Genomic DNA, 19967 nt, shown 5'->3' on the forward strand with positions numbered 1-19967 from the left:
AAGCAATAGAAAGCGCCTTCGGGGCAGTCGATCCGGAAATCTGAAGGCTGAACGACGAATGGCAAATTCGTTCAATCCCGTTCAGGTTGATCCAGACTGCCCGGCTTTAAAGGGGTGAAGCCTTATTCAGAGCAGACGGGACAGGTTTTTTAGCGCGTTGAAGTTCTTGTGTGGGGCTATAGATAAAAATGGTGCGCTGATAAAGTGAACTTCGTGATGTCATATAGTCATCACCCATGTACCCCTCCGAGATACTCATGAACGCTTGCGCCCCTATCCCGTTTAACGAAACGCAACGTCTGTTGCGTATAGCGGAGCTGTGCGTGCTCGAGAACACGGCGGACGATGTCTTCGATGAAATCGTGGAAATGACCGCCAATTTCTTCGACGCCCCCATCGCGCTGATCTCCATCGTCGATGAGCATCGACAATGGTTCCGCGCCCGGGTTGGTCTGCAGGCCCAGGAAACCCCTCGCGACGTTTCGTTCTGCGCCTACACGATCCTGGCCGATGAGCCGTTCGAGGTGACCGACGCGACGCTCGATGAGCGGTTCATGGATAACAACCTGGTCACCGGACACCCCGGCATTCGCTACTACGCAGGGGCGCCGCTGATCACTGATGACGGCATCGCGCTGGGCAGTCTGTGCGTGATCGACACCAGCCCCCGTGCGCCGATGAGCGAAAAGCAGGCGAACATGCTCAAGCGATTCGCCTCTTTGGTGATGAAACGCATCGTCGGGCTGAGAATGAGCTGCTTCATCGACCAGCCTACCGGCCTGTATAACCGCTCGCGCCTGCAGGAAGACATCACCCAGACGCTGAGTTCGAAGCAGAACTATCGGCTGGTCGCTGCGGACATGATCACCCCCGAGTTTCTCAACGACATCGTCAAGGCGCTGGGTTACAGCTATTCACAGGACCTGGTGATGGCGATCAAAGACCGTCTGCAGCGTCTTTTGCCGCACGACTGCTCGCTCTACAAGGTCAGCCCGACACGCTTTGGTTTTCTGCTGCCTGAAGAAGATGCTACTGAAAACAGGTTCCGCGCGATCCTCAAGGACTTCGAAACGCCGGTGCAGTGTCGCGGCATTCCCGTGCAGATGCAGGTCGGCCTTGGCGTAGTGGCGCTGGACAACGCCGCCAGCACCGAGCAGGACTGGATGCGCCTGGTGATCAGCGCTGCTGACAACGCCCGTGACCGCAATGTCGGCTGGGCCATGTATGAACCCCATTCCGATGCCGCTCAGCAGCGTGCCTTCAAGCTGCTCAGCTCGCTGACCAACGCCGTGCACTCACACGACCAGTTGCGTCTGGTCTATCAGCCGCGCATCGACCTGAAGACCGGCCATTGCACCTCGGTTGAAGCCCTGCTGCGCTGGAATCACCCGACACTGGGGCCGATCGGTCCGGCGGAGTTCGTGCCGCTGGCGGAAAAGACCGCGCTCATGCGCCCGTTGAGCCTGTGGGTGCTCAGAAACGCAATCGAGCAGGCAGCCCACTGGCAGCGCCAGGGTTTCGATTTCCGCATCGCGATCAACGTGACGCCGGAAGACCTTACCGGCCCGGCATTCACCGACACCATGATCGGCCTGCTGCGTGAACACGACATCCACCCGACCCGCTTCGAACTCGAGTTCACTGAAGGCGCGCTGATGCAGAATCCCGCCGAGGTCCGCAGTCAGCTCGAACGTATGCGTGAAATGGGCATGGATGTCGCGATTGACGATTTCGGCACCGGCTACAGCAACTGGAATTACCTGCGTCAGTTGCCGGCCACCACCGTCAAGCTCGACCAGTCGCTGATTTGCAACCTGGTCTCGGACGAGACGGATCAACGTCTGGTGAAAGCGCTGATCGGTCTGGCGAAAAAACTCGGTTACTGCGTCGTTGCCGAAGGGATCGAAACCGATGAGATCCGCACATTGGTCAAACAATGGGGCTGCGACGAAGGTCAAGGCTACCTGATCGCAAAACCGCTTGAAGCCGACATGATGGTGAACTGGCTCAGCCCCACGCAACGCCTGCAAAGTGTTGCCGAAGCAACACTTGCGGCTGCCACCCGCGATAAACGGTTATAACCTTAGAACACATCTTCATAACCGCTCATAACCAAAGCCGCTATGCTGCCCGCCACTTTTTGCCTGATACGTTTGCTTGACAGGGTTGGATATGGAAGCGGGTGGTTTAGGGTTTGTAGTAGCAGGACTGGTGGTGGGCTTCATCGTGGGCATGACCGGCGTCGGGGGCGGTTCGCTGATGACGCCTATCCTGCTGTGGTTCGGTATCAATCCGGCGACCGCGGTGGGCACTGACTTGTTGTACGCCGCGATCACCAAATCCGGGGGCGTGCTGGTTCATCGCAAGAACGACAACATCGACTGGAAAATCACGGGGCTGCTGACACTGGGCAGCGTGCCTGCGGTGTTGCTGACGCTGTGGTTCCTGAGCACCCTGCATACCGCACCCGACGCCCTGAACGCCATCATCAAACAGGCGCTGGGTTTCGTGTTGCTGTTGACCGCCCTCGCCGTTCTGTTCAAGAAAAAACTGCTGGCCTTCGCCCACGGGCGTGGCGACGGGCATTCCTTTTTCAAGGGCACCAGCCTGACGGTGCTCACCGTGGTGACAGGCCTGATTCTTGGCACCATGGTTGCGCTGACGTCGATTGGTGCAGGTGCCCTCGGTACGGTGGCGCTGTTCATTCTTTACCCGTTGCTGCCGACCCGCCGTCTCGTGGGAACCGAAATCGCCCACGCGGTGCCCCTCACCCTGGTTGCAGGCCTGGGCCATGCCAGCATGGGCAACATGAACTGGGAACTGCTGGGCTGGCTGCTGATGGGCTCGCTGCCAGGCATCTATTTCGGCAGCCACATGGCCGGACGCGTTTCTGATGACCTGTTGCGTCCTTTCCTGGCGATCATGCTGGGCATGATCGGTTTCAAGCTGGCGTTCTGACCGACGTCAAGCTGTCACATCCATGCGTCAGGCTCGCCCTGCAAACACGCTTTGAGTGCTGTGTAACGCAACACATTGCGCTGCACAGGCACATTGGTCGGGATTTGTATTTTTTTGTAGCTCAACGCCGTTTTTCGGCGCAGGATTTTGCCGGTCTGCTTTCGCGCCGGTGCTCGGCACAGACTCATCCTTGCTGACTGGAGATGCCACTAATGCTTATCCGAATTGAAGAAGGTGTTTACGGGGCCCACTGGGTCGTGAAGCTGGACGATTACCCGGTGACTTGCCGGAGCTGGCAGGAAGCCAAGGAATTTGCTGACCGCATGAAATCCAGAATCGACGCTCCTCACTCTCTTCCGCTGTCCGCACGACATGCCGTATCCGAAAGAAGCGCACCTGAACGACGCTCGAGGGCGATGGCACGCTGAGCTGTTGCTGCCTTTGTTTCCTGTAACATTTATCCTTGTAACAACTGAAACGCCGCTGCCCTGACAGCGGCGTTTTGCCATCCATCTTTTGCTGAATATGCACCTGAATAAAAACTGAAATTCATTCTCGTTTCGGTGACATCTATTTCACATCTTCTTCACGTCAGGCTGGGTAAATTGAACCCACTCCTTTGATGAATCCCATTTGGCCCACCCTGTTGTGGGCCATTTTTTTGCCTGCGAAAAAGTGAGCGGTATCGCGCATGCAAAGCCTGCCCGATAAGACTTACTCCACTTGCGAGCGAGGCTGTCCGGAATCCCTGGTAGCCAGTGCAGCCGGATTGCTCAATGCCCCACTGTTCAACTCGGCCAGCCGATCACTGCCTGTGCCACTGACCACAGAATGACTCCAGTGTGTGGTTAACGTAGCCATCCAGCCCAGCAAAAACAGCACAACTGCCTGCAACGCCCATTTGCTAATGATCGACATGCGCTTTCTCCTCAATCAGGTCTGGATGGCGAGCATGTAAACACCTCGTCATTGCAGAAGAATTGCAGAGTTTCAGATTTTTGCCACTGTGCCGCTCATCCTTTTTCGCTGAACTCGCCCGCCGTCGCGTCCTTCCTAATTTCAAGGCCAGCGTGAAGCGCGCGTTGCAAGCATGTCCGCGCTTCTGACATCCGGCCTAACCGTCATTCAGATCGATAGGAGACAGACCATGCCTGCCGCGAACTCGAAAAAAGACGCTACCGCAAATAAAGACAAGTACACCGACAAGCAGAAACGCAAGGCCGAACATATCGAAGAAGGCTACGAAGAAAAAGGTGTTTCGAAAGGTGAGGCAGAAGCGCGGGCATGGGCCACGGTCAACAAACAGTCCGGCGGCGGCGAACGCAAGGGTGGTTCGGGAACCAGGACACCGGCGTCGAGCAAGTCGGCAGCGCGCAAGGATTCCGCCAAGCGTGCCGTGGCGACCAAACATGGCGAACCGCGCAACAACCAGCCGCTGGAGTCGCAGACCAAAGTGGACCTGATGCAGCGTGCACGAGGCTTGAATATTGCCGGTCGCTCGACCATGAACAAGCAGGAGCTGATCAGCGCGCTGAAGAAAGCGTCATAACGAATCCGCCGCACACTGTGTGACTGACAGGAGTTGCTCATGACCGGGACAGTAACCGGCAAGACCGACGTTGTTCTGCTGCCTACGCGCAAAACCCTTTCTACCCATGAAACAGTGGTTCACCAGGTATTGGCGCAAAAGCTGGCGACGCTGCTAGGCGCCGAGTTCGCAGGGCTGTACGACGAATTGATTCATCGGGGGCGGAATCTGTATTTCGTCCCGTCCGACACGTTGATCGGACGGGATCATCCCGGTATTCGATCTGCCGACGATCTGTTCGGCGGCGTGATCGCCGAACCGTTCATGACCACCAAGGCCCTTTCGCATCCGCTGCCCGAACGTGCAACGCATAAACCGCCCGGCTGGTCAGACGCGTTTCACCATCAGGCTGCGCAGGCCGTGCTCGCCGGCTTCTCGGTTTTTGCCGAACAGGATGCGCTGAAGGTCGGCACACAGATGCTCGCCAACGGTCCGGTGCGACTGAAACCGGTATTGGCGACAGCAGGACGCGGTCAGGTGGTGGTGACGACCGAAGCTGAGCTGGCTGAAGCCATCGCCCGGCAGGACCTGCACGAGGTAAGGGAATACGGTCTGGTGCTGGAAGAAAACCTGGCAGAGGTCGTGACTTTCAGCGTGGGCCAGGTGCAAGTAGCCGGGCTGACCGCCAGCTATTACGGGACTCAGGACCTGACCAGAGACAATCAGGGGGAAACCGTTTACGGCGGCTCTCGCCTGCACCTCGTGCGGGGCGATTACCAGGCCTTGCTGCGCCAGTCACTGGACGAGCCGGTCAGGCACGCCGTGCAGCAGGCGCTGGCTTATGAGAGCGCCGCATTTGCCTGCTTTCCCGGCTTCATCGCATCGCGCCGCAATTACGACATCGCCCAAGGCACCAATGCGCAAGGCCAGCGTTGCTCAGGCGTGCTGGAGCAATCCTGGCGCATCGGCGGTGCCAGCGCAGCGGAAGTAGAGGCCTTGCTGTTGTTCACTGCCGACCCGGCGCTGCAACAGGTCACTGTCTCGACCCACGAGGTGTATGGCAAGACCACGCTTCCCGCCGATGCCCAAGTGCTCTATGAGGGCGAAGACCCTCAGGTGGGCTTTATCAGCAAATTCATTCAGTTGGAGCCTTTATGAGTGTCCGCAGTGAAATCATCGAGATCAAGGTAGGCAGCCAATCCATCTCCGGGTCCATCGTCACGCCGTGCGAGAAGTTTCCCGGCATTCTCTTCGTCCACGGCTGGGGCGGCAGCCAGCAGCGTGATCTGGCACGGGCCAAAAACATCACGGGGCTGGGCTGCGTCTGTCTGACCTTCGACTTGCGCGGTCATGAGCGCACTGAGGGCCTTCGGGCCACGGTCTCGCGTGAGCAGAGCCTGGAGGATCTGCTGGCCGCCTATGACCGACTCGTCAGCCACCCTTCTGTGGACCCTGAAGCCATTGCGGTGATCGGCACCAGCTATGGGGGTTATCTGGCAACCATTCTGAGCGCGATGCGACCGATCAAATGGATGGCATTACGCGTGCCCGCCCTGTACTGGGATGCCGACTGGGACATGCCCAAACAGGAACTGGATCGCGACAGGCTCGCGCACTACCGACGCTCGGCCGTCACCGCAGCGGACAATCGTGCGCTGGCAGCCTGTAAGGAGTTCAGAGGGGATGTGCTGTTGATTGAATCAGAGCGTGACGACTATGTACCGCACGCGACGCTGATGAGCTATCGCAGCGCCTTTGAGCTCGCGCACTCGCTGACCTATCGCCTGGTGGACGGTGCCGACCATGCGCTGAGCAGCGATATCAGTCAGAGCGTCTACAGCTCGATGCTGACCAACTGGATCAGCGAGATGGTCATTGGCGCTCGGCTGGTGGATTACCCTCACCACTCAGCCAAGTACTCATGACCCGCAAGCGATCCCGAACGACCGAATCAGTACTTGGTGCTTTGCTGTTCAGGCTTGGCGGGGGTGTCGACGTGACGCGGGCCTGCAACCAGCAGAGCCAGCACGCCAAGAATTGGCACGGCAACGATCACGATGATCCACATCAGTTTGTTACTGGACTCCGTGACGCTCTTACGAACCCGCATCACCGCCCATATATCCGAAATCACGATCAACGCCGTAATCGCTGTAAACAGCCACAAATGATTTTCCGATATCCAAGGCATTTGAAATCTCCTGCACATTCAACGAAGGCGGCCAGACCGGCGCCCTTACTGTAGAAGAGGCTTGAGAGCACCTTAAAGTTCAGAGAAGTAGGAAAAATCAGGCTTTTTCCGAGCGCTCGACCGCCATCGGTCCAGTGCGGTGAAACCATTGCGTCACGTCGTATTCAATCCGAAGAGGCTCGCAAGGACCTGCGAGACCCGTTCGCCATCGGAGGGAATGTCATGAACGCATTTATCATCAAACTGTTCACCCGCCCCGCCCACGCCTGGAAAGCCATACGCGACGAGGAAGAGCACAGCCCGCGCCAATACCTGCCGCACTTGATATTGCTTGGTCTGATCCCGGCCGTCTGCCTGTACATCGGTACGACACAGATGGGCTGGAGCATGACACTTGAAGATCGGGTCTGGTTGAGCAGCAAAAGCGCTTTGCAGTTATGTGCCCTGCTGTACATCGCCATTCTGGCCGGTACAGCGCTGATGGGCACGTTCATCCGCTGGCTGTCACGCACCTCGGAAGCCCGTCCGAGCCTCAATCAGTGCATCGGCTTTGCCACTTACACCATCACCCCGTTTTTCATCGCAGGCCTCGCCGGCCTTTACCCCAGTCGCTGGCTGATGATTCTGGTACTGGGACTGGCAGCCATTCATTCGACCTTTCTGCTGATCATCGGCATTGGCACTTTCATGCGCCTGCCACCCGGCAACGCCCCGCTCTACGCGGCTGCGGTGTGGGGCGTCGGCGTGCTGGTGCTCGTGACGATTCTGGTGTCGACGATACTGCTCTGGTACCACGTGCTCACGCCTGATTACGTGCGCACCGTGCTGGGGGACGTGCCGGCTGGATGATGTGAGGCCAAACCTGATGGGCAGCCCATCAGGCCTGCGACAAAACACTGTCGCGGAGCAAACACCGGACTGTGGGAGGCCTCACCACGTCTTCGACGCAGCGCTGTCGCGGAGCAAACACCGGACTGTGGGAGGCGGCTTGCCGGCGATCTGCCGGGAACCGGCAGCAAGGCCTGCGCACGCGGTGTACCTGATGCAATCAAGGGCCGCTGCGCAGCCCATCGCTCCCGTCCTAACCGCCAAGAGCTCCAACGCCCTGTGGGCAGAAGCAGCTCTGCGCAACGGCGTGAACTCAGCGCGTCCTGGCCGGTTTAGCGTCGATCTTCACCCGGAACAGGCTGTAGGGCTTTTCCCGCAGATCTTTGCCGCCATGAAACAGTCCCTGGCGATGCAGCTGATTGGCGATGAAATAGAGGTAGCCGTCATTTGCCACCGACAACGTGTCCGGCCACAGCATTCGAGGATCGTGAGCAACCGTCTGCCAGGTTCCGTCGGCAAGACGTTTGCGAATGCTGTTGTCTTCATAGTCGCCCGCGTAGACCGCGCCATCGCTGTCGGCTTCCAGTCCATCCGACGGCCCTTTTTCTCCCAGATCCTGCACTGCGGCGACGAGTTGCGCTTCAGTCACGGCGGGATCGCGCAGGAGTTTTGTCGGCACCGAATACAGGTGTCGGCTGGAAAGCGGTGAGAAATAAAGCGTCTGGCGGTCCGAGGACAGAGCGATACCGTCGGAAGCGACCGCAAACGGTTTGCTGGTCCCATCGGCGTTACGCATTTTCAGCACCTGGCCTTCAACCCTCGGCACGAAGGCAGGGTCTGCCGACGTCGAGGCTGCGCCACTCAAACGACGCACGGCCTTACCGGTCGCAATGTCCATGACAATGATTGCGCCGGGGCCACTGACAGATGAGTCGGTGACATAAATCACGCCTTCCTTGCCAGCACTGAAGTCAAAACGCATATCGTTGACATAGGTGCTTGGCAGAATGACGTTCTCAGGGAAAACCAGCGTCTTGATGACCTTGTTTGTCTTGAGGTCAACGGCCACCAGTTTGGCGCCGCCAGCGACCGGTTTGGAGAACTCAGGTGCAGCGGTATCAAGTATCCACAGGTGACCCAAACCGTCGGCGACAACGCTCTGAACGCTGATGAACCCCTTATCGGGATGCTGCGGGTCCGCCTGGTTCAAGGCGCTGTCAGGGTAAGGCACCACCTTGCCGTCGCGTAATTCGCCGACTGTGAACGGCACCTTGTCACCCCAACGTGGGAAGTTGACAAAAATGCGCCCTGTTTCAGTGACGCTGACGCCTGTGGGCATGGCGTCATGGAACGCGAAGACCTGTTCGATTTTCCCCACGGGCTTGTCTTCTGGAAGCTTGGCGGAGGTCGCAGCCTGAACAGCCTGGCTACCGAGCGCAACCATCAAGGCCGCAGAAGCCCAGGACATCGGTTGTTTGAAAGACAAGAAAGGTCTCCTTGGCCAGCGTGAGGCAGGCCAGTATCGAAAAGTGAAAATGGCTTGTTTGAATGGCCGGATGTACCGGGCAGCCAATCTACCTGCTGCGGATACTGATCCCTTTGTGGCAAAGAAAGAAGCCGTTAAATTCACTAACACTTTTAATCAAATGAAGAAAATGAGGCGGCTGGCAGCACCTGCAAGACCTGCGCACTCAGTCCCAATTGGGACGCGGAGCGTCCCGGGATGCATGTCCACGCGGAGCGTGGGCACGATCAGCTACGCACACGTCAGCCCTTACGCTGATCGTTCCTCACGCTCCGCGTGGGAATGCCGCTCAGGGCGCTCCGCGTCCGGGCTGCGCACCTGAAAGACCTGCGCAACTCAGTCCCAATTGGGACGCGGAGCGTGCCGGGCGGCGTTACCACGCAGTAGCGTGGGAACGATCATCACGGATTGCCGGAATGTCTCGGTTTCACCTGCAGGGACCACGCCCCGGCAACATCAGGTAATCGGCGCAGGGTTGAACAGGGTGATGTCGTTGTGCAGGCGGTAGTGCTCGGTCCAGGTCTTTTTCTTACCGCTGGCCACTTCCAGGTAGTAGTGGAACAGCTCCCACCCCAGATCCTCGATGCTGGCGCGTCCTGTCGCGATGCGGCCGGCGTCGATGTCGATCAGATCCGGCCAGCGCTGGGCCAGCTCGGTGCGGGTCGACACCTTCACTACAGGAGCCATCGCCAGACCATACGGCGTGCCGCGTCCGGTGGTGAACACGTGCAGGTTCATCCCGGCCGCCAGTTGCAGCGTGCCGCACACAAAGTCACTGGCCGGTGTGGCGCAGAAGATCAGCCCTTTGCCGTTGACCCGCTCGCCAGGGCCGAGCACGCCGTTGATGGCGCTGCTGCCGGACTTGACGATGGACCCGAGGGACTTCTCGACAATGTTCGACAACCCGCCCTTCTTGTTGCCCGGCGTGGTGTTGGCACTGCGGTCCGCTTCGCCTTTGGCCAGGTAACGGTCGTACCAGTCCATTTCACGCACCAGTGCCTGAGCGACGTCCTGATCCTGCGCACGAGAAGTCAGCAAATAGATGGCATCGCGCACTTCGGTCACTTCGGAAAACATCACCGTCGCGCCTGCGCGCAGCAACAGGTCGGATGCGTAGCCCAGCGCCGGGTTGGCAGTGATGCCGGAAAACGCATCGCTGCCACCGCACTGCATGCCCAGAATCAGCTCGGAGGCCGGTACCGTCTCGCGACGGCGCAGGTCCAGCTTCTTCAGGCGCACTTCAGCCAGATCCATGATCTGCTCGACCATTTCACTGAAACCATGGCTGGAGTCCTGAAGCTTGTAGAGCCACGGCTCGCTCAGGTCCACCGAGCTGTCGCCCTCGTGCATCACCTGACCGGCCTGCAGCTTTTCACAGCCCAGACTGATCACCAGCGCCTCGCCACCCAGGTTCGGATTGCGCGCCAGGTTGCGCACAGTGCGGATCGGAATGTAAGCGTCGGTGGCGGTGATGGCCACGCCGCAGCCGTAGCTGTGCGTCAGTGCCACCACGTCATCGACGTTCGGGTATTTGGGTAGCAGTTCGTCACGGATGCGCTTGACGGCGAAGTCGAGCACGCCGGTCACGCATTGCACGGTGGTGGTGATGCCCAGAATGTTGCGAGTGCCCACGGTGCCATCGGCATTGCGATAGCCTTCGAAGGTGTAGCCTTCCAGCGGCTCGCCCTTCGCAGGTACGGCATCGGACATCGGCAGGCTGTCGAGCGCAGGCGCTGACGGCATGCGCAACTGGTCTTCCCTGACCCAACTGCCACGCGGTATCGGTTGCAGGGCGTAGCCGATGGTATGGCCGTAACGAATCACGGCGTCACCCTCGGCCAGGTCAACGGTGCTGACCTTGTGGCTCTGCGGTACGTTATCGACAGTCACCAGGCCATTATCGAATTCGGTTCCGGCCGGCACACCCTGGTCGTTGACCACGACCACCACGTTATCCAGCGGATGCAGCCGGATGTAACGTGGAGAATCGGCATGTTGAATCAGGTTCATCACGGTTTCCTCAGGATTTTGCTTCGGAAAGGTTGCTGGCCGGATCGGTCGGCAATGGCCCCTTTACAGGCGGCTCTATCAATTCCACACGCTTGATTTCACCCACGATGAAAATGTAACTGATCACCGCCAGCAGCGCGTTCGCGCCGACGAACACCAGTGCCCATTTGAACGAGCCGGTGGTGCTGATGATGTAACCAATCACGATCGGGGTGGTGATCGATGCAATGTTACCGAAGGTGTTGAACAGGCCGCCGCTCAAACCGGCGATCTGCTTAGGCGATACGTCGGACATGACAGCCCAGCCCAGTGCGCCCACGCCTTTGCCGAAGAATGCCAGGGCCATGAAGCCCACGACCATCCATTCGATGTCAACGTAGTTGCAGGTCACGATGGAGGTCGACAGCAGCAGACCACCAATGATCGGTGCCTTGCGGGCGAAGGTCAGCGAGTGGCCCTTGCGCAGCAGGTAGTCGGAAATGATCCCGCCCAACACGCCGCCGATGAAACCACAGATGGCGGGCAGGGACGCGATGATACCGGCCTTGAGAATGGTCATGCCGCGTTCCTGGACCAGGTACACCGGGAACCAGGTCAGGAAGAAGTAGGTGATGCCGTTGATGCAGTACTGGCTCAGGTAGATGCCCAGCATCATGCGGTTAGTCAGCAATTGCTTGATGTAGTCCCATTTCGGACCGCTGCTGCCGTCTTTCTTCGACTTCGATTTGTCCTGATCCATGTCGACCATGCCGCCGTTGCTGGCAATGTGATCGATCTCGGCCTGGTTGATGCGCGGATGGCTGCGCGGGCTGTAGATAACCTTCATCCAGATGGCGGAGAAGACGATGCCTGCCGCGCCCATGACGATAAACACGTGCTGCCAGCCATAGGTGTAGACGATCCAGCCCATCAGCGGCGCGAACAGCACAGTGGCGAAATATTGCGCGGAGTTGAAGATGGCTGACGCCGTGCCGCGTTCGGCGGTCGGGAACCAGGCAGCCACAATACGTGCGTTGCCGGGAAAGGATGGCGCTTCGGCCAGGCCCACCAAAAAGCGCAGCATGAACAGCGCGACGATGGCGGTCGAGATACCGAACTCACCCACATAGCCTTGCAGCAGGGTGAACAGCGACCACGTGAAAATGCTCATGGCGTAGACTTTCTTCGAACCGAAACGGTCGAGCAGCCAGCCACCGGGGATCTGACCGGCCACGTAGGCCCAGCCGAATGCAGAGAAGATATAGCCCAGAGTGACGGCACTGATGCCAAGGTCTTTCTGGATGCTTGAACCAGCGATAGCGATGGTGGCACGGTCGGCGTAGTTGATCGTGGTGACCAGAAACAGCATCAACAGGATCAAATAGCGGACGTGCGTCGGCTTGGACGTTTGCATCGGTTGAACTCCCACTAGTTATTTTTTTACGCGGGTAAATCTGTTTTTGGGTGTAGCGCTACAGGCCCCTTAGAAGTGTCGCGGCGACGCCAGCTTCTACCTGTACGGGTCATGCATTCCAACGACAAAACCGCTGATCGCTCAGCGGTTCTGTGTTCAGAGGTGTTACTGCTTGCCTTGCTTGTCCATCAGCGCTGCGAGCATGTCGCACTCTTCTGGCGTCAGGTCGGTCAGCGGCGCGCGGACAGGACCTGCGTCGTAGCCTGCGATTTTCGCACCGGCTTTCACGATGCTGACCGCGTAGCCCGCTTTGCGGTTACGGATTTCCAGGTAAGGCAGGAAGAAATCGTCGATGTACTTGCCGACTGCTTCGTGGTCGTCACGGGCAATGGCGTGGTAGAAATCCATCGCCAGTTTCGGCACGAAGTTGAACACTGCCGAGGAGTAGACCGGCACGCCCAGCGCCTTGTAGGCAGCGGCGTAGACTTCGGCGGTCGGCAGACCACCCAGGTACGAGAAGCGGTCGCCCAGACGACGGCGGATCGAAACCATCAGTTCGATATCGCCCAGACCGTCCTTGTAGCCGATCAGGTTCGGGCAGCGCTCGGCCAGTTTTTCCAGCAGCGAGGCGTTCAGGCGGCAGACGTTGCGGTTGTAGACAACCACGCCGATCTTGACCGATTTGCAGACCGCTTCAACGTGTGCGGCAACGCCGTCCTGGCTGGCTTCGGTCAGGTAGTGCGGCAGCAGCAGCAGGCCTTTGGCGCCCAGACGCTCGGCTTCCTGAGCGTATTCGATGGCCTGGCGAGTCGAACCGCCCACGCCTGCGAGAATCGGCACGCTGGTGGCGCAGGTATCAACGGCAGTCTTGATGACTTCGGAGTATTCGCTGGCGGCCAGGGAGAAAAACTCACCTGTGCCACCTGCTGCGAACAGAGCGCTGGCGCCGTACGGGGCCAGCCACTCGAGACGCTTGATATAGCCAGCGCGATTGAAGTCGCCCTGAGCATTGAAATCGGTAACCGGGAAGGACAGCAGACCGGAAGAGAGGATGGACTTCAGTTCTTGTGGATTCATTATTCGAACACCCTGTGGGACATAAATTGTGAATGGATCATCGGGGCAGTGCCGATGTCGTAAGTCATCGTACAACTGAAAATACATTCCCTCAACAGGCATTTACGGGTTTTTGTCTTACAAGGCGATGAATGGGGCTGAAGGCCTTGGCGGGCCTGGGTTTGGCGGGATTCAGGATTGCTGAAAGTTATACGACAAGTGCAGATTTCGTCCAGACAGTAGTGCCTGGACTGACGTACTGGTTCTGCTTGCGCCCTGCTTAGGCAGTCAACCGAAGGTGCTCTGCGTCACATCAACAGCGGACGCAGAGCGTCCAGAGAGGCGTTACCACGCTGGAGCGTGGGAACGAGCGGTGATCTCAAGCACACCGATCGTGCCCATACTCCGCGCTCGTCGTTATACACAAGCCCGTCCCAACACTGATCGTGCCCACGCTCTGCGTGGGTATGCCGCCCGTGACGCTCCGCGTCACAAATGGCACAGACTGAGGATTCAGTGAGCCGGGCGCATGACGTGCATAACGGCGGAGCTTGGGCACACATCTGCGCCACATTCCAGAGCGGACGCGGAGCGTCCTGAGAGGCATTCCCACGCAGAGCGTGGGAACGATCATCGTTGCTGTGTATAACGCTGAGCGCTCTGCATGGGCATGCAGCCCGTGACGCTATGCGTCACATCAGGCGCGCTGCGACTCGGCCTCTTCGTGGGCGTGACGCAGACGTTCGCGGCTATTGGTCAGGTGCAGGCGCATGGCGGCGCGGGCGGCGTCGGAGTCCTGACGGGCGATGGCCTCGTAGATTTCTTCGTGCTCGCGGCTGAGCCGGTCCATGTAGTGCTGCTGATCGTCATGAGCCAGGCGCGCAGAGTTCAGCCGCGTGCGCGGAATGATGCTGGTGCCCAGATGGGTCATGATGTCGGTGAAATAGCGGTTGCCGGTCGACAACGCAATCTGCAGGTGAAACTGGAAGTCAGACGCCACCGCATCGGTCGCGTGAGCAGCGCTTTCATTCAGCGCGTCCAGTGCAGCACGCATGGCAGCCAGCTCTTCGGCGCTGCGGCGTTGTGCAGCCAGCCCGGCGGACTCGACCTCCAGGCTGATGCGCAATTCGAGAATCGCCAGCACATCACGCAAGGTGACAATAGTGGCCGGGTCGATCCGGAAGCCGCTCGGGCTCGGCGTGTCCAGCACAAAGGTGCCGATCCCGTGTCGGGTTTCGACCAGGCCGGACGCCTGCAGGCGTGAAATCGCTTCACGAACCACAGTACGGCTGACGCCCTGCTCTTCCATGATGGCGGATTCGGTGGGCAATTTATCGCCGCGCTTGAGCTGTCCACTGCGAATACGCTCGGACAGTTCAGTCACCAGCTCCTGCGCAAGGCTGCGGTGCTTTCTACGGGCGCGGGGCGGAGCGCTTTGATTTTCCATATCCAACATCGATCTCTGGACAGTTAAACAAGCGTCAATCATAGCTCAGCGGTTGTATGATCACACCCCAAAAGCTCGGCCCCGCTACCCATAAGCCTCATCAGGCCGGTTCAGACGCCCGGCGCTCGATCAATTGCCCGCCTTCGACCTGCACATGCCGGTCATGAAAACGCTTGAGACTGCTGCGATGTCCCACGCTGAGCAGGGTCAGGCCGGGAATTTCTTCGAAGATCGCATGGTGCATCGCCGCCTCGTCCTCTTCGTCCATCGCAGAGGTCGCTTCATCCATGTACAGCCACTGCGGTGTCAGCAGCAGCGCACGGGCGAAGGCCATCCGCTGCTGCTCGCCGGGCGACAACACTCGTTGCCAGTGATCACTGTCATCCAGTCGCGCCACCAACGGCTCGAGGCGACATTTGCGTAGCGCCTCGGCGTACCGTTCAGCCGGAAAATTTTCAGGCGGCTGTGGATAACTCAAGGCCTCACGCAAAGTACCGATCGGTAGATAAGGCCGTTGCGGCAGAAACAGGGCACGCCCTTCCGGTATGCCGATCTTGCCCGTGCCCTTGGGCCATAAGCCGCCAAGCGCCCTGAGCAAAGAGCTTTTGCCGCTGCCCGACCGGCCACTGAGCATCACTTTTTCGCCCTGCCCTATATGCAGATGCGCGTCCTGAAGCAACTGCCGACCGCTGGCCAGCGTCAGGCCCAGGTCTTTCAGGTCCACCGCATTCCCGGTCTGCACCCTTTGAATGGACGGGACCTGAGCCTCGTGGTCGCTCATGGCTTGGCGGAAGCTCAGCAGACGATCACTGGTCGCCCGCCAGGACGCCAGCGTGTCATACGCGCTGATGAACCAGCTGAAGTTCTCCTGCACGTTGCCGAACGCCGAGTTGATCTGCATCAGATCACCCAATTCGATCTTGCCTGCAAAGTACCGGGGCGCTGCGACAACGAACGGAAAGATAATCGCGATCTGGCCATAGCCCGACGTGAAGAACGTCAGTCGCTTCTGCACCTTCATCGACGTGAGGACGTTATGCCAGATCATCGAGAACCGGCCGCTCAGCCGTTGGTTTTCATTCTTTTCGCCGTCGGAAAGCGCGATGCTTTCCGCGTTTTCCCGCACCCGCACCAACGCATAACGCAGGTCCGCTTCGTAGCGCTCCTGTTGATTGTTGAGCGGAATCAGACGCCGACCGATCCAGTGGGTCAGAAAGCTGCCGACGATGGCGTAGAGCATCGCAGCCCAGAACATGTAGCCGGGAATGGTGATGCCGAACAGCTCGATACTTCCCGACACGCCCCACAGAATGACCGAGAACGACACCAGGCTGACCACCGCGCTCATCAGGCCAAGCCCGAGGTGCAGGGTGCTGGTTGTGAACTCATTGAGGTCTTCGGACAAACGTTGGTCCGGGTTATCGGTGTAACCGCCCTGCTCAAGATGGTAGTAATTCTTGTGCGCCAGCCAGCGTGCGAAATGCTGCTCGGTCAGCCAGCGCCGCCAGCGGATAGTGAGCATCTGCGTCAGATAAAGCCGATACACGGCGGCGAAAATGGCGATGGCGGCCAGGCCGCTGAAATACAGGATCAGGTGCGTGAAAGCACCCGTGTCCTTGTTCTGCAAGGCGTTGTAGAACTCGCGATACCAGCTGTTGAACATCACTGACATCTGCACGCTGAACAGTGACAGCGCAACCACGGAGGCCAGCAGCACCCAGGCCATGGTTTTTTCTTCACTGCGCCAATACGGTGTAATCAGTTTCCAGACCCTTGGAAAAAACGCTCCTTTAACGGTGTCGTTGACGACGGAATATTCGGCATTGCGTTTCATGTAATTCAGGCTCGCTGTCTGCAAAAGAACGATGCCTGACCACAATGAAGCAAAAAAACGCCTGAACGATCACCATGAAAAAAGCTTCATCAACGCCGCACGGGACGCTTCTGCAATTTGCGCTGCAAGGTCCGGCGATGCATGCCCAGCGCACGTGCGGTCGCCGAAATGTTGCCTTCGTGCTCGGTCAGCACGCGCTGAATATGCTCCCACTGCAGGCGATCCACTGACATAGGGTTTTCCGGCACCAGCGTGTCGAGGTTGGCATGCTCCGACAACAGGGCCGCCAGCACATCATCGGCATCCGCCGGTTTGCACAGGTAGTTGCAGGCACCGCGCTTGATGGCTTCAACGGCGGTGGCGATGCTCGAGTAACCGGTGAGGATCACCACGCGCATGTCCGGGTCCATTTCCAGCAGCTTGGGTAGCAGCACCAGGCCGGAATCACCATCCATCTTCAGGTCCAGCGCGGCGTATTCGGGGATGTCCTGTTGCGCCAGTATCAGACCTTCTTCCGCCGAACCTGCAGTGCTGACCCGAAAACCGCGTCGGCTCATGGCGCGTGCCATGACCCGGGTGAACGTCGCGTCGTCATCGACCAGCAGCAGGTGCGGCAACTCTTCGCCTTCGACCTGAATCTCTTCGTCACTCATGCTTCTTCTCCTCGCGTGTCACGGGGCAGTCGCAGCTCGGTGAGCGTACCGCCTTCTTCATGACTGTAGAGTTTTACCGAGCCACCCGCGCGGGTGACGCTGGCCTTGCTCAGGAACAGGCCGAGGCCGAAACCTTTGCCCTTGGTAGTAAAAAACGGTTTGCCGATCTGCTCGGCAATGGCCAACGGCACACCGGCGCCGTGGTCACGAATACTGATGCACACTTCCGTACTGTCCCAGTCCAGATTGACTTCCAGTCCGTCGGGACAGGCATCGGCAGCGTTGTTGAGCAGGTTGAGCAGTGCCTGCGTGAGGTCCGGTGGCGGTGCGAGCATCGGCACCTCGTCCTTGCCCAGTTTCTGGAAGCGGTAGCTCACTTCAGGACGCATCAGGTGCCAGCGATTAAGCGATTCGTCCAGCCACTGCGTCGCCGGTTGATAGTCGACCGCCATGCGCCGGTTGGCCTCGGCAGCGCGTACCAGCTGCTGAAGGGTCTGCTTGCATTGTTTGACCTGCTCCTGCAACACCGACAGGTCATCCTGCAGGGCCGGGTCGCTGTGGTCCTGGCGCATTTCCTTGAGCAGCACGCTCATGGTCGCCAGCGGCGTACCCAGTTCATGCGCGGCTCCGGCTGCCTGCGTCGCTACAGCCAGCAGTTGCTGGTCACGCAGGCCTTCTTCCCGACGCTCGGCACGCAGTTGGTCCTGACGGCGCAGCTCTTCAGCCATCTTCGCGGCAAAAAACGTGATCACCCCCGCTGCCAGCACGAAGCTCAGCCACATGCCATAGACCTGCATGTTTTCACGAGCAATGGGATAGGTTTCCAGCGGGTAGGACTGCACCATCAGAAAGGTATACAGCCCCAGCGCGAAGCCGGAGAGAATCAGCGAATAGCGCCACGGCAACGTCGCCGCCGCGATGGTCAGCGGCACCAGATAATAAGACACGAACGGGTTGGTCGAACCACCCGAGTAATACAACAGCGCACTGTGAATCAGCAGGTCCAGCGCCAGTTGCAAGGCGTATTCGAGTTCGGTCAGCGGCAACGAGGTGCGCAGACGAATGACGGTCAGCAGACAGAGGATCAGCGAGCAGCCCAGGGTGATCGACAGCTGCAGCCACGGCAACGGAAGAAAGTCGAACAGCCAGGCGATCCCCACCGAACCGGCTTGTGCGGCCAGCACCAGGATGCGGATGAAGGTCAGGCGCCACAGGTTCTGACGCGTGGCTGAAAGCATTTGAACGGGGGCGAGCATGAGCTCTCCTGATGAGCGCTCCAGGCGGATCGGAACGAGTATAACCAAGCACGGCATAAAACTGGAAAAGTGCGTCAACGCGCCGCATCGTCGGGCGCGTCGGGGGTGCAGGAACCAGTCCCAAGGGTTGCAGTCTGATGAGTCTGCGCCGTCCGACAGCCGTCGAAGGCCGCCTTATAACAAGGAGTTCTCATGTTCACTCTCCGCCCTGCCACCACGCTCTTCGCGCTGGCTGCCGTTACCCTCTCCAGCCTGCCGGCCATGGCCGAAGAAGCCCGCTATAACCAGATTTCCCTGCGCGCCGAAGTCAATCAGGAAGTCCAGCGAGACCTGATGATGGTGACGCTGTACACCGAAGCGCAGGACAGCGACCCCGCGAAACTAGCTGCGCAGGTGACCGAGACGTTGAACAAGGCGCTGGGCCAGGCGCGTCAGGCCAAGGATGTGAAAATTCGTCAGGGCAGCCGTAACAGCTATCCGATTTACGATGATAAGGGCCAGAAAATCACCGGCTGGCGTGAGCGCGCAGAAGTCCGCCTGGAAAGTGCCGATTTCGCGGCCCTGTCCAAGCTGACCGGCGAACTGCTCGGCGATCTGAAAATGGGCGGCATGGACTTCTCGATCTCGCCCGCCACGCGCAAGGCCAGTGAAGACACACTGCTCAAGGATGCCGTCACGGCGTTCAAGGCGCGTGCGCAACTGGTCACCGAAGCGCTGGGCGGCACCGGCTACAAGCTGGTCAATCTGAACCTCAACACCTCGGGCTACCCGCAGCCATACCTGCGCGCGCCAGTGGCCATGATGATGAAGTCCTCGCGAGAAGACGCAGCACCGACGCCAGACGTTGAAGCAGGCACCAGTCAGGTGAGCGTGGCGGCAGATGGGGTGATTGAGGTGGCGGTTCCATAAGCTCTCTGTCCTCAGGATCGAGAGCGGACGCGGAGCGTCCTGAGCGGCGTTACCACGCAGGAGCGTGGTAACGATCGGGGTCTCAATCACACGATCGTGCCCATGCTCCGCGCTCATCGTTATACACAAGTCCGCTTCAACACTGATCATGCCCATCGCGTGGGCAGGCATCCCGTGACGCTCCGCGTCACAAATGGCACAGATTGACGTCCATTTTTCGCCTTCTATTACCTCCAGAATTCCCGCCATCCTCGGCCGTGTCTTACAACATCAACCGCGCTGGCTGATTTCACCAAATCCCCTCATCCGTAAACTTCCCCGCACTCCCCAACCGGGCATTGCTGCGTACCCGAGCACCTGCCCCACTTTCAGGAATCAC

18 protein-coding genes are annotated in these 19967 nt (G+C 59.1%); 8 read left to right on the forward strand and 10 right to left on the reverse strand.

The genetic code is table 11. From position 1 onward, the window contains the following. Positions 1-257: 257 nt before the first annotated feature. From AO065_RS13700 to AO065_RS27650, 3 genes are all read left to right on the forward strand, one after another. On the forward strand, positions 258-2081 hold the full coding sequence (locus tag AO065_RS13700; protein WP_032651366.1) for a sensor domain-containing phosphodiesterase: 1824 nt from the start codon (positions 258-260) through the stop codon (positions 2079-2081). Between the two features lie 91 nt (positions 2082-2172). Further along, positions 2173-2958, forward strand: coding sequence for a sulfite exporter TauE/SafE family protein (locus AO065_RS13705; RefSeq protein WP_004883173.1), 786 nt, complete (start codon positions 2173-2175; stop codon positions 2956-2958). A gap of 212 nt (positions 2959-3170) precedes the next feature. Beyond that, the gene (locus tag AO065_RS27650) at positions 3171-3386 is read left to right on the forward strand and encodes a hypothetical protein (protein WP_004883170.1); all 216 of its coding nucleotides are present in this window, start codon (positions 3171-3173) and stop codon (positions 3384-3386) included. 286 nt (positions 3387-3672) lie between these two features. Here AO065_RS27650 and AO065_RS13710 read toward each other — a convergent pair whose 3' ends face one another. Next, positions 3673-3876, reverse strand: a complete 204-nt coding sequence (locus AO065_RS13710; RefSeq protein ID WP_004883167.1) for a hypothetical protein — start codon at positions 3874-3876, stop codon at positions 3673-3675. A 229-nt stretch (positions 3877-4105) separates the two neighbouring features. Here AO065_RS13710 and AO065_RS13715 point away from each other — a divergent pair, with 229 nt between their 5' ends. From AO065_RS13715 to AO065_RS13725, 3 genes are read left to right on the forward strand one after another with little or no spacing between them, the layout of a single operon-like run. Next, complete coding sequence (locus AO065_RS13715; RefSeq protein ID WP_004883164.1) at positions 4106-4507, forward strand: Rho termination factor N-terminal domain-containing protein; 402 nt, start codon at positions 4106-4108, stop codon at positions 4505-4507. Positions 4508-4546: 39 nt separating this feature from the next. Next, positions 4547-5644 carry a DUF3182 family protein gene (locus tag AO065_RS13720; RefSeq protein WP_004883160.1) on the forward strand — a complete coding sequence of 366 codons (1098 nt, stop codon included), beginning with the start codon at positions 4547-4549 and terminating at the stop codon, positions 5642-5644. Beyond that, a complete protein-coding gene (locus tag AO065_RS13725; RefSeq protein ID WP_004883157.1) occupies positions 5641-6411 on the forward strand; it encodes an alpha/beta hydrolase family protein in 771 nt (256 codons plus the stop codon). Before AO065_RS13720 ends, AO065_RS13725 begins: the two co-directional genes overlap by 4 nt. A gap of 26 nt (positions 6412-6437) precedes the next feature. On the opposite strand, the gene AO065_RS13730 is transcribed toward AO065_RS13725, so the two are convergent. Next, a complete protein-coding gene (locus AO065_RS13730; RefSeq protein WP_004883154.1) occupies positions 6438-6677 on the reverse strand; it encodes a PLD nuclease N-terminal domain-containing protein in 240 nt (79 codons plus the stop codon). A 222-nt stretch (positions 6678-6899) separates the two neighbouring features. Here AO065_RS13730 and AO065_RS13735 point away from each other — a divergent pair, with 222 nt between their 5' ends. After that, a complete protein-coding gene (locus AO065_RS13735; RefSeq protein ID WP_004883152.1) occupies positions 6900-7526 on the forward strand; it encodes a Yip1 family protein in 627 nt (208 codons plus the stop codon). A gap of 292 nt (positions 7527-7818) precedes the next feature. Here AO065_RS13735 and AO065_RS13740 read toward each other — a convergent pair whose 3' ends face one another. The 8 genes from AO065_RS13740 to AO065_RS13775 form a co-directional block, all read right to left on the reverse strand. After that, positions 7819-8949, reverse strand: a complete 1131-nt coding sequence (locus AO065_RS13740; RefSeq protein ID WP_050562177.1) for an L-dopachrome tautomerase-related protein — start codon at positions 8947-8949, stop codon at positions 7819-7821. Positions 8950-9486: 537 nt separating this feature from the next. Further along, positions 9487-11040 carry a galactarate dehydratase gene (garD, locus tag AO065_RS13745; protein ID WP_004883146.1) on the reverse strand — a complete coding sequence of 518 codons (1554 nt, stop codon included), beginning with the start codon at positions 11038-11040 and terminating at the stop codon, positions 9487-9489. Positions 11041-11050: 10 nt separating this feature from the next. After that, positions 11051-12433, reverse strand: coding sequence for an MFS transporter (locus tag AO065_RS13750; RefSeq protein ID WP_004883143.1), 1383 nt, complete (start codon positions 12431-12433; stop codon positions 11051-11053). Between the two features lie 165 nt (positions 12434-12598). After that, positions 12599-13510: a 5-dehydro-4-deoxyglucarate dehydratase gene (gene kdgD, locus AO065_RS13755; protein ID WP_004883139.1), complete on the reverse strand. Its 912-nt coding sequence runs from the start codon at positions 13508-13510 to the stop codon at positions 12599-12601. Between the two features lie 676 nt (positions 13511-14186). Beyond that, entirely contained in the window at positions 14187-14936 is a 750-nt protein-coding gene (locus tag AO065_RS13760; RefSeq protein WP_004883131.1) for a FadR/GntR family transcriptional regulator, read from the reverse strand. 100 nt (positions 14937-15036) lie between these two features. Further along, entirely contained in the window at positions 15037-16770 is a 1734-nt protein-coding gene (locus AO065_RS13765) for an ABC transporter ATP-binding protein/permease (protein WP_032651355.1), read from the reverse strand. An 89-nt stretch (positions 16771-16859) separates the two neighbouring features. Next, positions 16860-17423 (reverse strand): response regulator transcription factor, encoded by a 564-nt coding sequence (locus tag AO065_RS13770; RefSeq protein WP_004883127.1) that lies wholly within the window; start codon positions 17421-17423, stop codon positions 16860-16862. Next, entirely contained in the window at positions 17420-18679 is a 1260-nt protein-coding gene (locus tag AO065_RS13775; RefSeq protein WP_004883125.1) for an ATP-binding protein, read from the reverse strand. Before AO065_RS13775 ends, AO065_RS13770 begins: the two co-directional genes overlap by 4 nt. Before the next feature lie 192 nt (positions 18680-18871). Between AO065_RS13775 and AO065_RS13780 the strand changes: the two genes are divergently transcribed. Then, the gene (locus tag AO065_RS13780) at positions 18872-19588 is read left to right on the forward strand and encodes an SIMPL domain-containing protein (RefSeq protein WP_004883124.1); all 717 of its coding nucleotides are present in this window, start codon (positions 18872-18874) and stop codon (positions 19586-19588) included. The last annotated feature ends 379 nt before the right edge of the window (positions 19589-19967 follow it).

Origin of the sequence: Pseudomonas viridiflava, from assembly GCF_001642795.1 — a bacterium.
In the GTDB taxonomy this organism is placed as follows: domain Bacteria; phylum Pseudomonadota; class Gammaproteobacteria; order Pseudomonadales; family Pseudomonadaceae; genus Aquipseudomonas; species Aquipseudomonas viridiflava.

Bases quoted from the DNA above. Each gene is read 5' to 3' on its own strand.
- AO065_RS13705 (WP_004883173.1), top strand. From the start codon at position 2,173: ATGGAAGCGGGTGGTTTAGGGTTTGTAGTAGCAGGACTGGTGGTGGGC.
- AO065_RS13770 (WP_004883127.1), bottom strand. From the start codon at position 17,423: ATGAGTGACGAAGAGATTCAGGTCGAAGGCGAAGAGTTGCCGCACCTG.
- AO065_RS13725 (WP_004883157.1), top strand. From the start codon at position 5,641: ATGAGTGTCCGCAGTGAAATCATCGAGATCAAGGTAGGCAGCCAATCC.
- AO065_RS13700 (WP_032651366.1), top strand. From the start codon at position 258: ATGAACGCTTGCGCCCCTATCCCGTTTAACGAAACGCAACGTCTGTTG.
- AO065_RS13765 (WP_032651355.1), bottom strand. From the start codon at position 16,770: ATGAAACGCAATGCCGAATATTCCGTCGTCAACGACACCGTTAAAGGA.
- AO065_RS13780 (WP_004883124.1), top strand. From the start codon at position 18,872: ATGTTCACTCTCCGCCCTGCCACCACGCTCTTCGCGCTGGCTGCCGTT.
- AO065_RS13720 (WP_004883160.1), top strand. From the start codon at position 4,547: ATGACCGGGACAGTAACCGGCAAGACCGACGTTGTTCTGCTGCCTACG.
- AO065_RS13715 (WP_004883164.1), top strand. From the start codon at position 4,106: ATGCCTGCCGCGAACTCGAAAAAAGACGCTACCGCAAATAAAGACAAG.
- garD (WP_004883146.1), bottom strand. From the start codon at position 11,040: ATGAACCTGATTCAACATGCCGATTCTCCACGTTACATCCGGCTGCAT.
- AO065_RS13730 (WP_004883154.1), bottom strand. From the start codon at position 6,677: ATGCCTTGGATATCGGAAAATCATTTGTGGCTGTTTACAGCGATTACG.
- AO065_RS13760 (WP_004883131.1), bottom strand. From the start codon at position 14,936: ATGGAAAATCAAAGCGCTCCGCCCCGCGCCCGTAGAAAGCACCGCAGC.
- AO065_RS27650 (WP_004883170.1), top strand. From the start codon at position 3,171: ATGCTTATCCGAATTGAAGAAGGTGTTTACGGGGCCCACTGGGTCGTG.
- AO065_RS13750 (WP_004883143.1), bottom strand. From the start codon at position 12,433: ATGCAAACGTCCAAGCCGACGCACGTCCGCTATTTGATCCTGTTGATG.
- kdgD (WP_004883139.1), bottom strand. From the start codon at position 13,510: ATGAATCCACAAGAACTGAAGTCCATCCTCTCTTCCGGTCTGCTGTCC.
- AO065_RS13740 (WP_050562177.1), bottom strand. From the start codon at position 8,949: ATGGTTGCGCTCGGTAGCCAGGCTGTTCAGGCTGCGACCTCCGCCAAG.
- AO065_RS13735 (WP_004883152.1), top strand. From the start codon at position 6,900: ATGAACGCATTTATCATCAAACTGTTCACCCGCCCCGCCCACGCCTGG.
- AO065_RS13775 (WP_004883125.1), bottom strand. From the start codon at position 18,679: ATGCTCGCCCCCGTTCAAATGCTTTCAGCCACGCGTCAGAACCTGTGG.
- AO065_RS13710 (WP_004883167.1), bottom strand. From the start codon at position 3,876: ATGTCGATCATTAGCAAATGGGCGTTGCAGGCAGTTGTGCTGTTTTTG.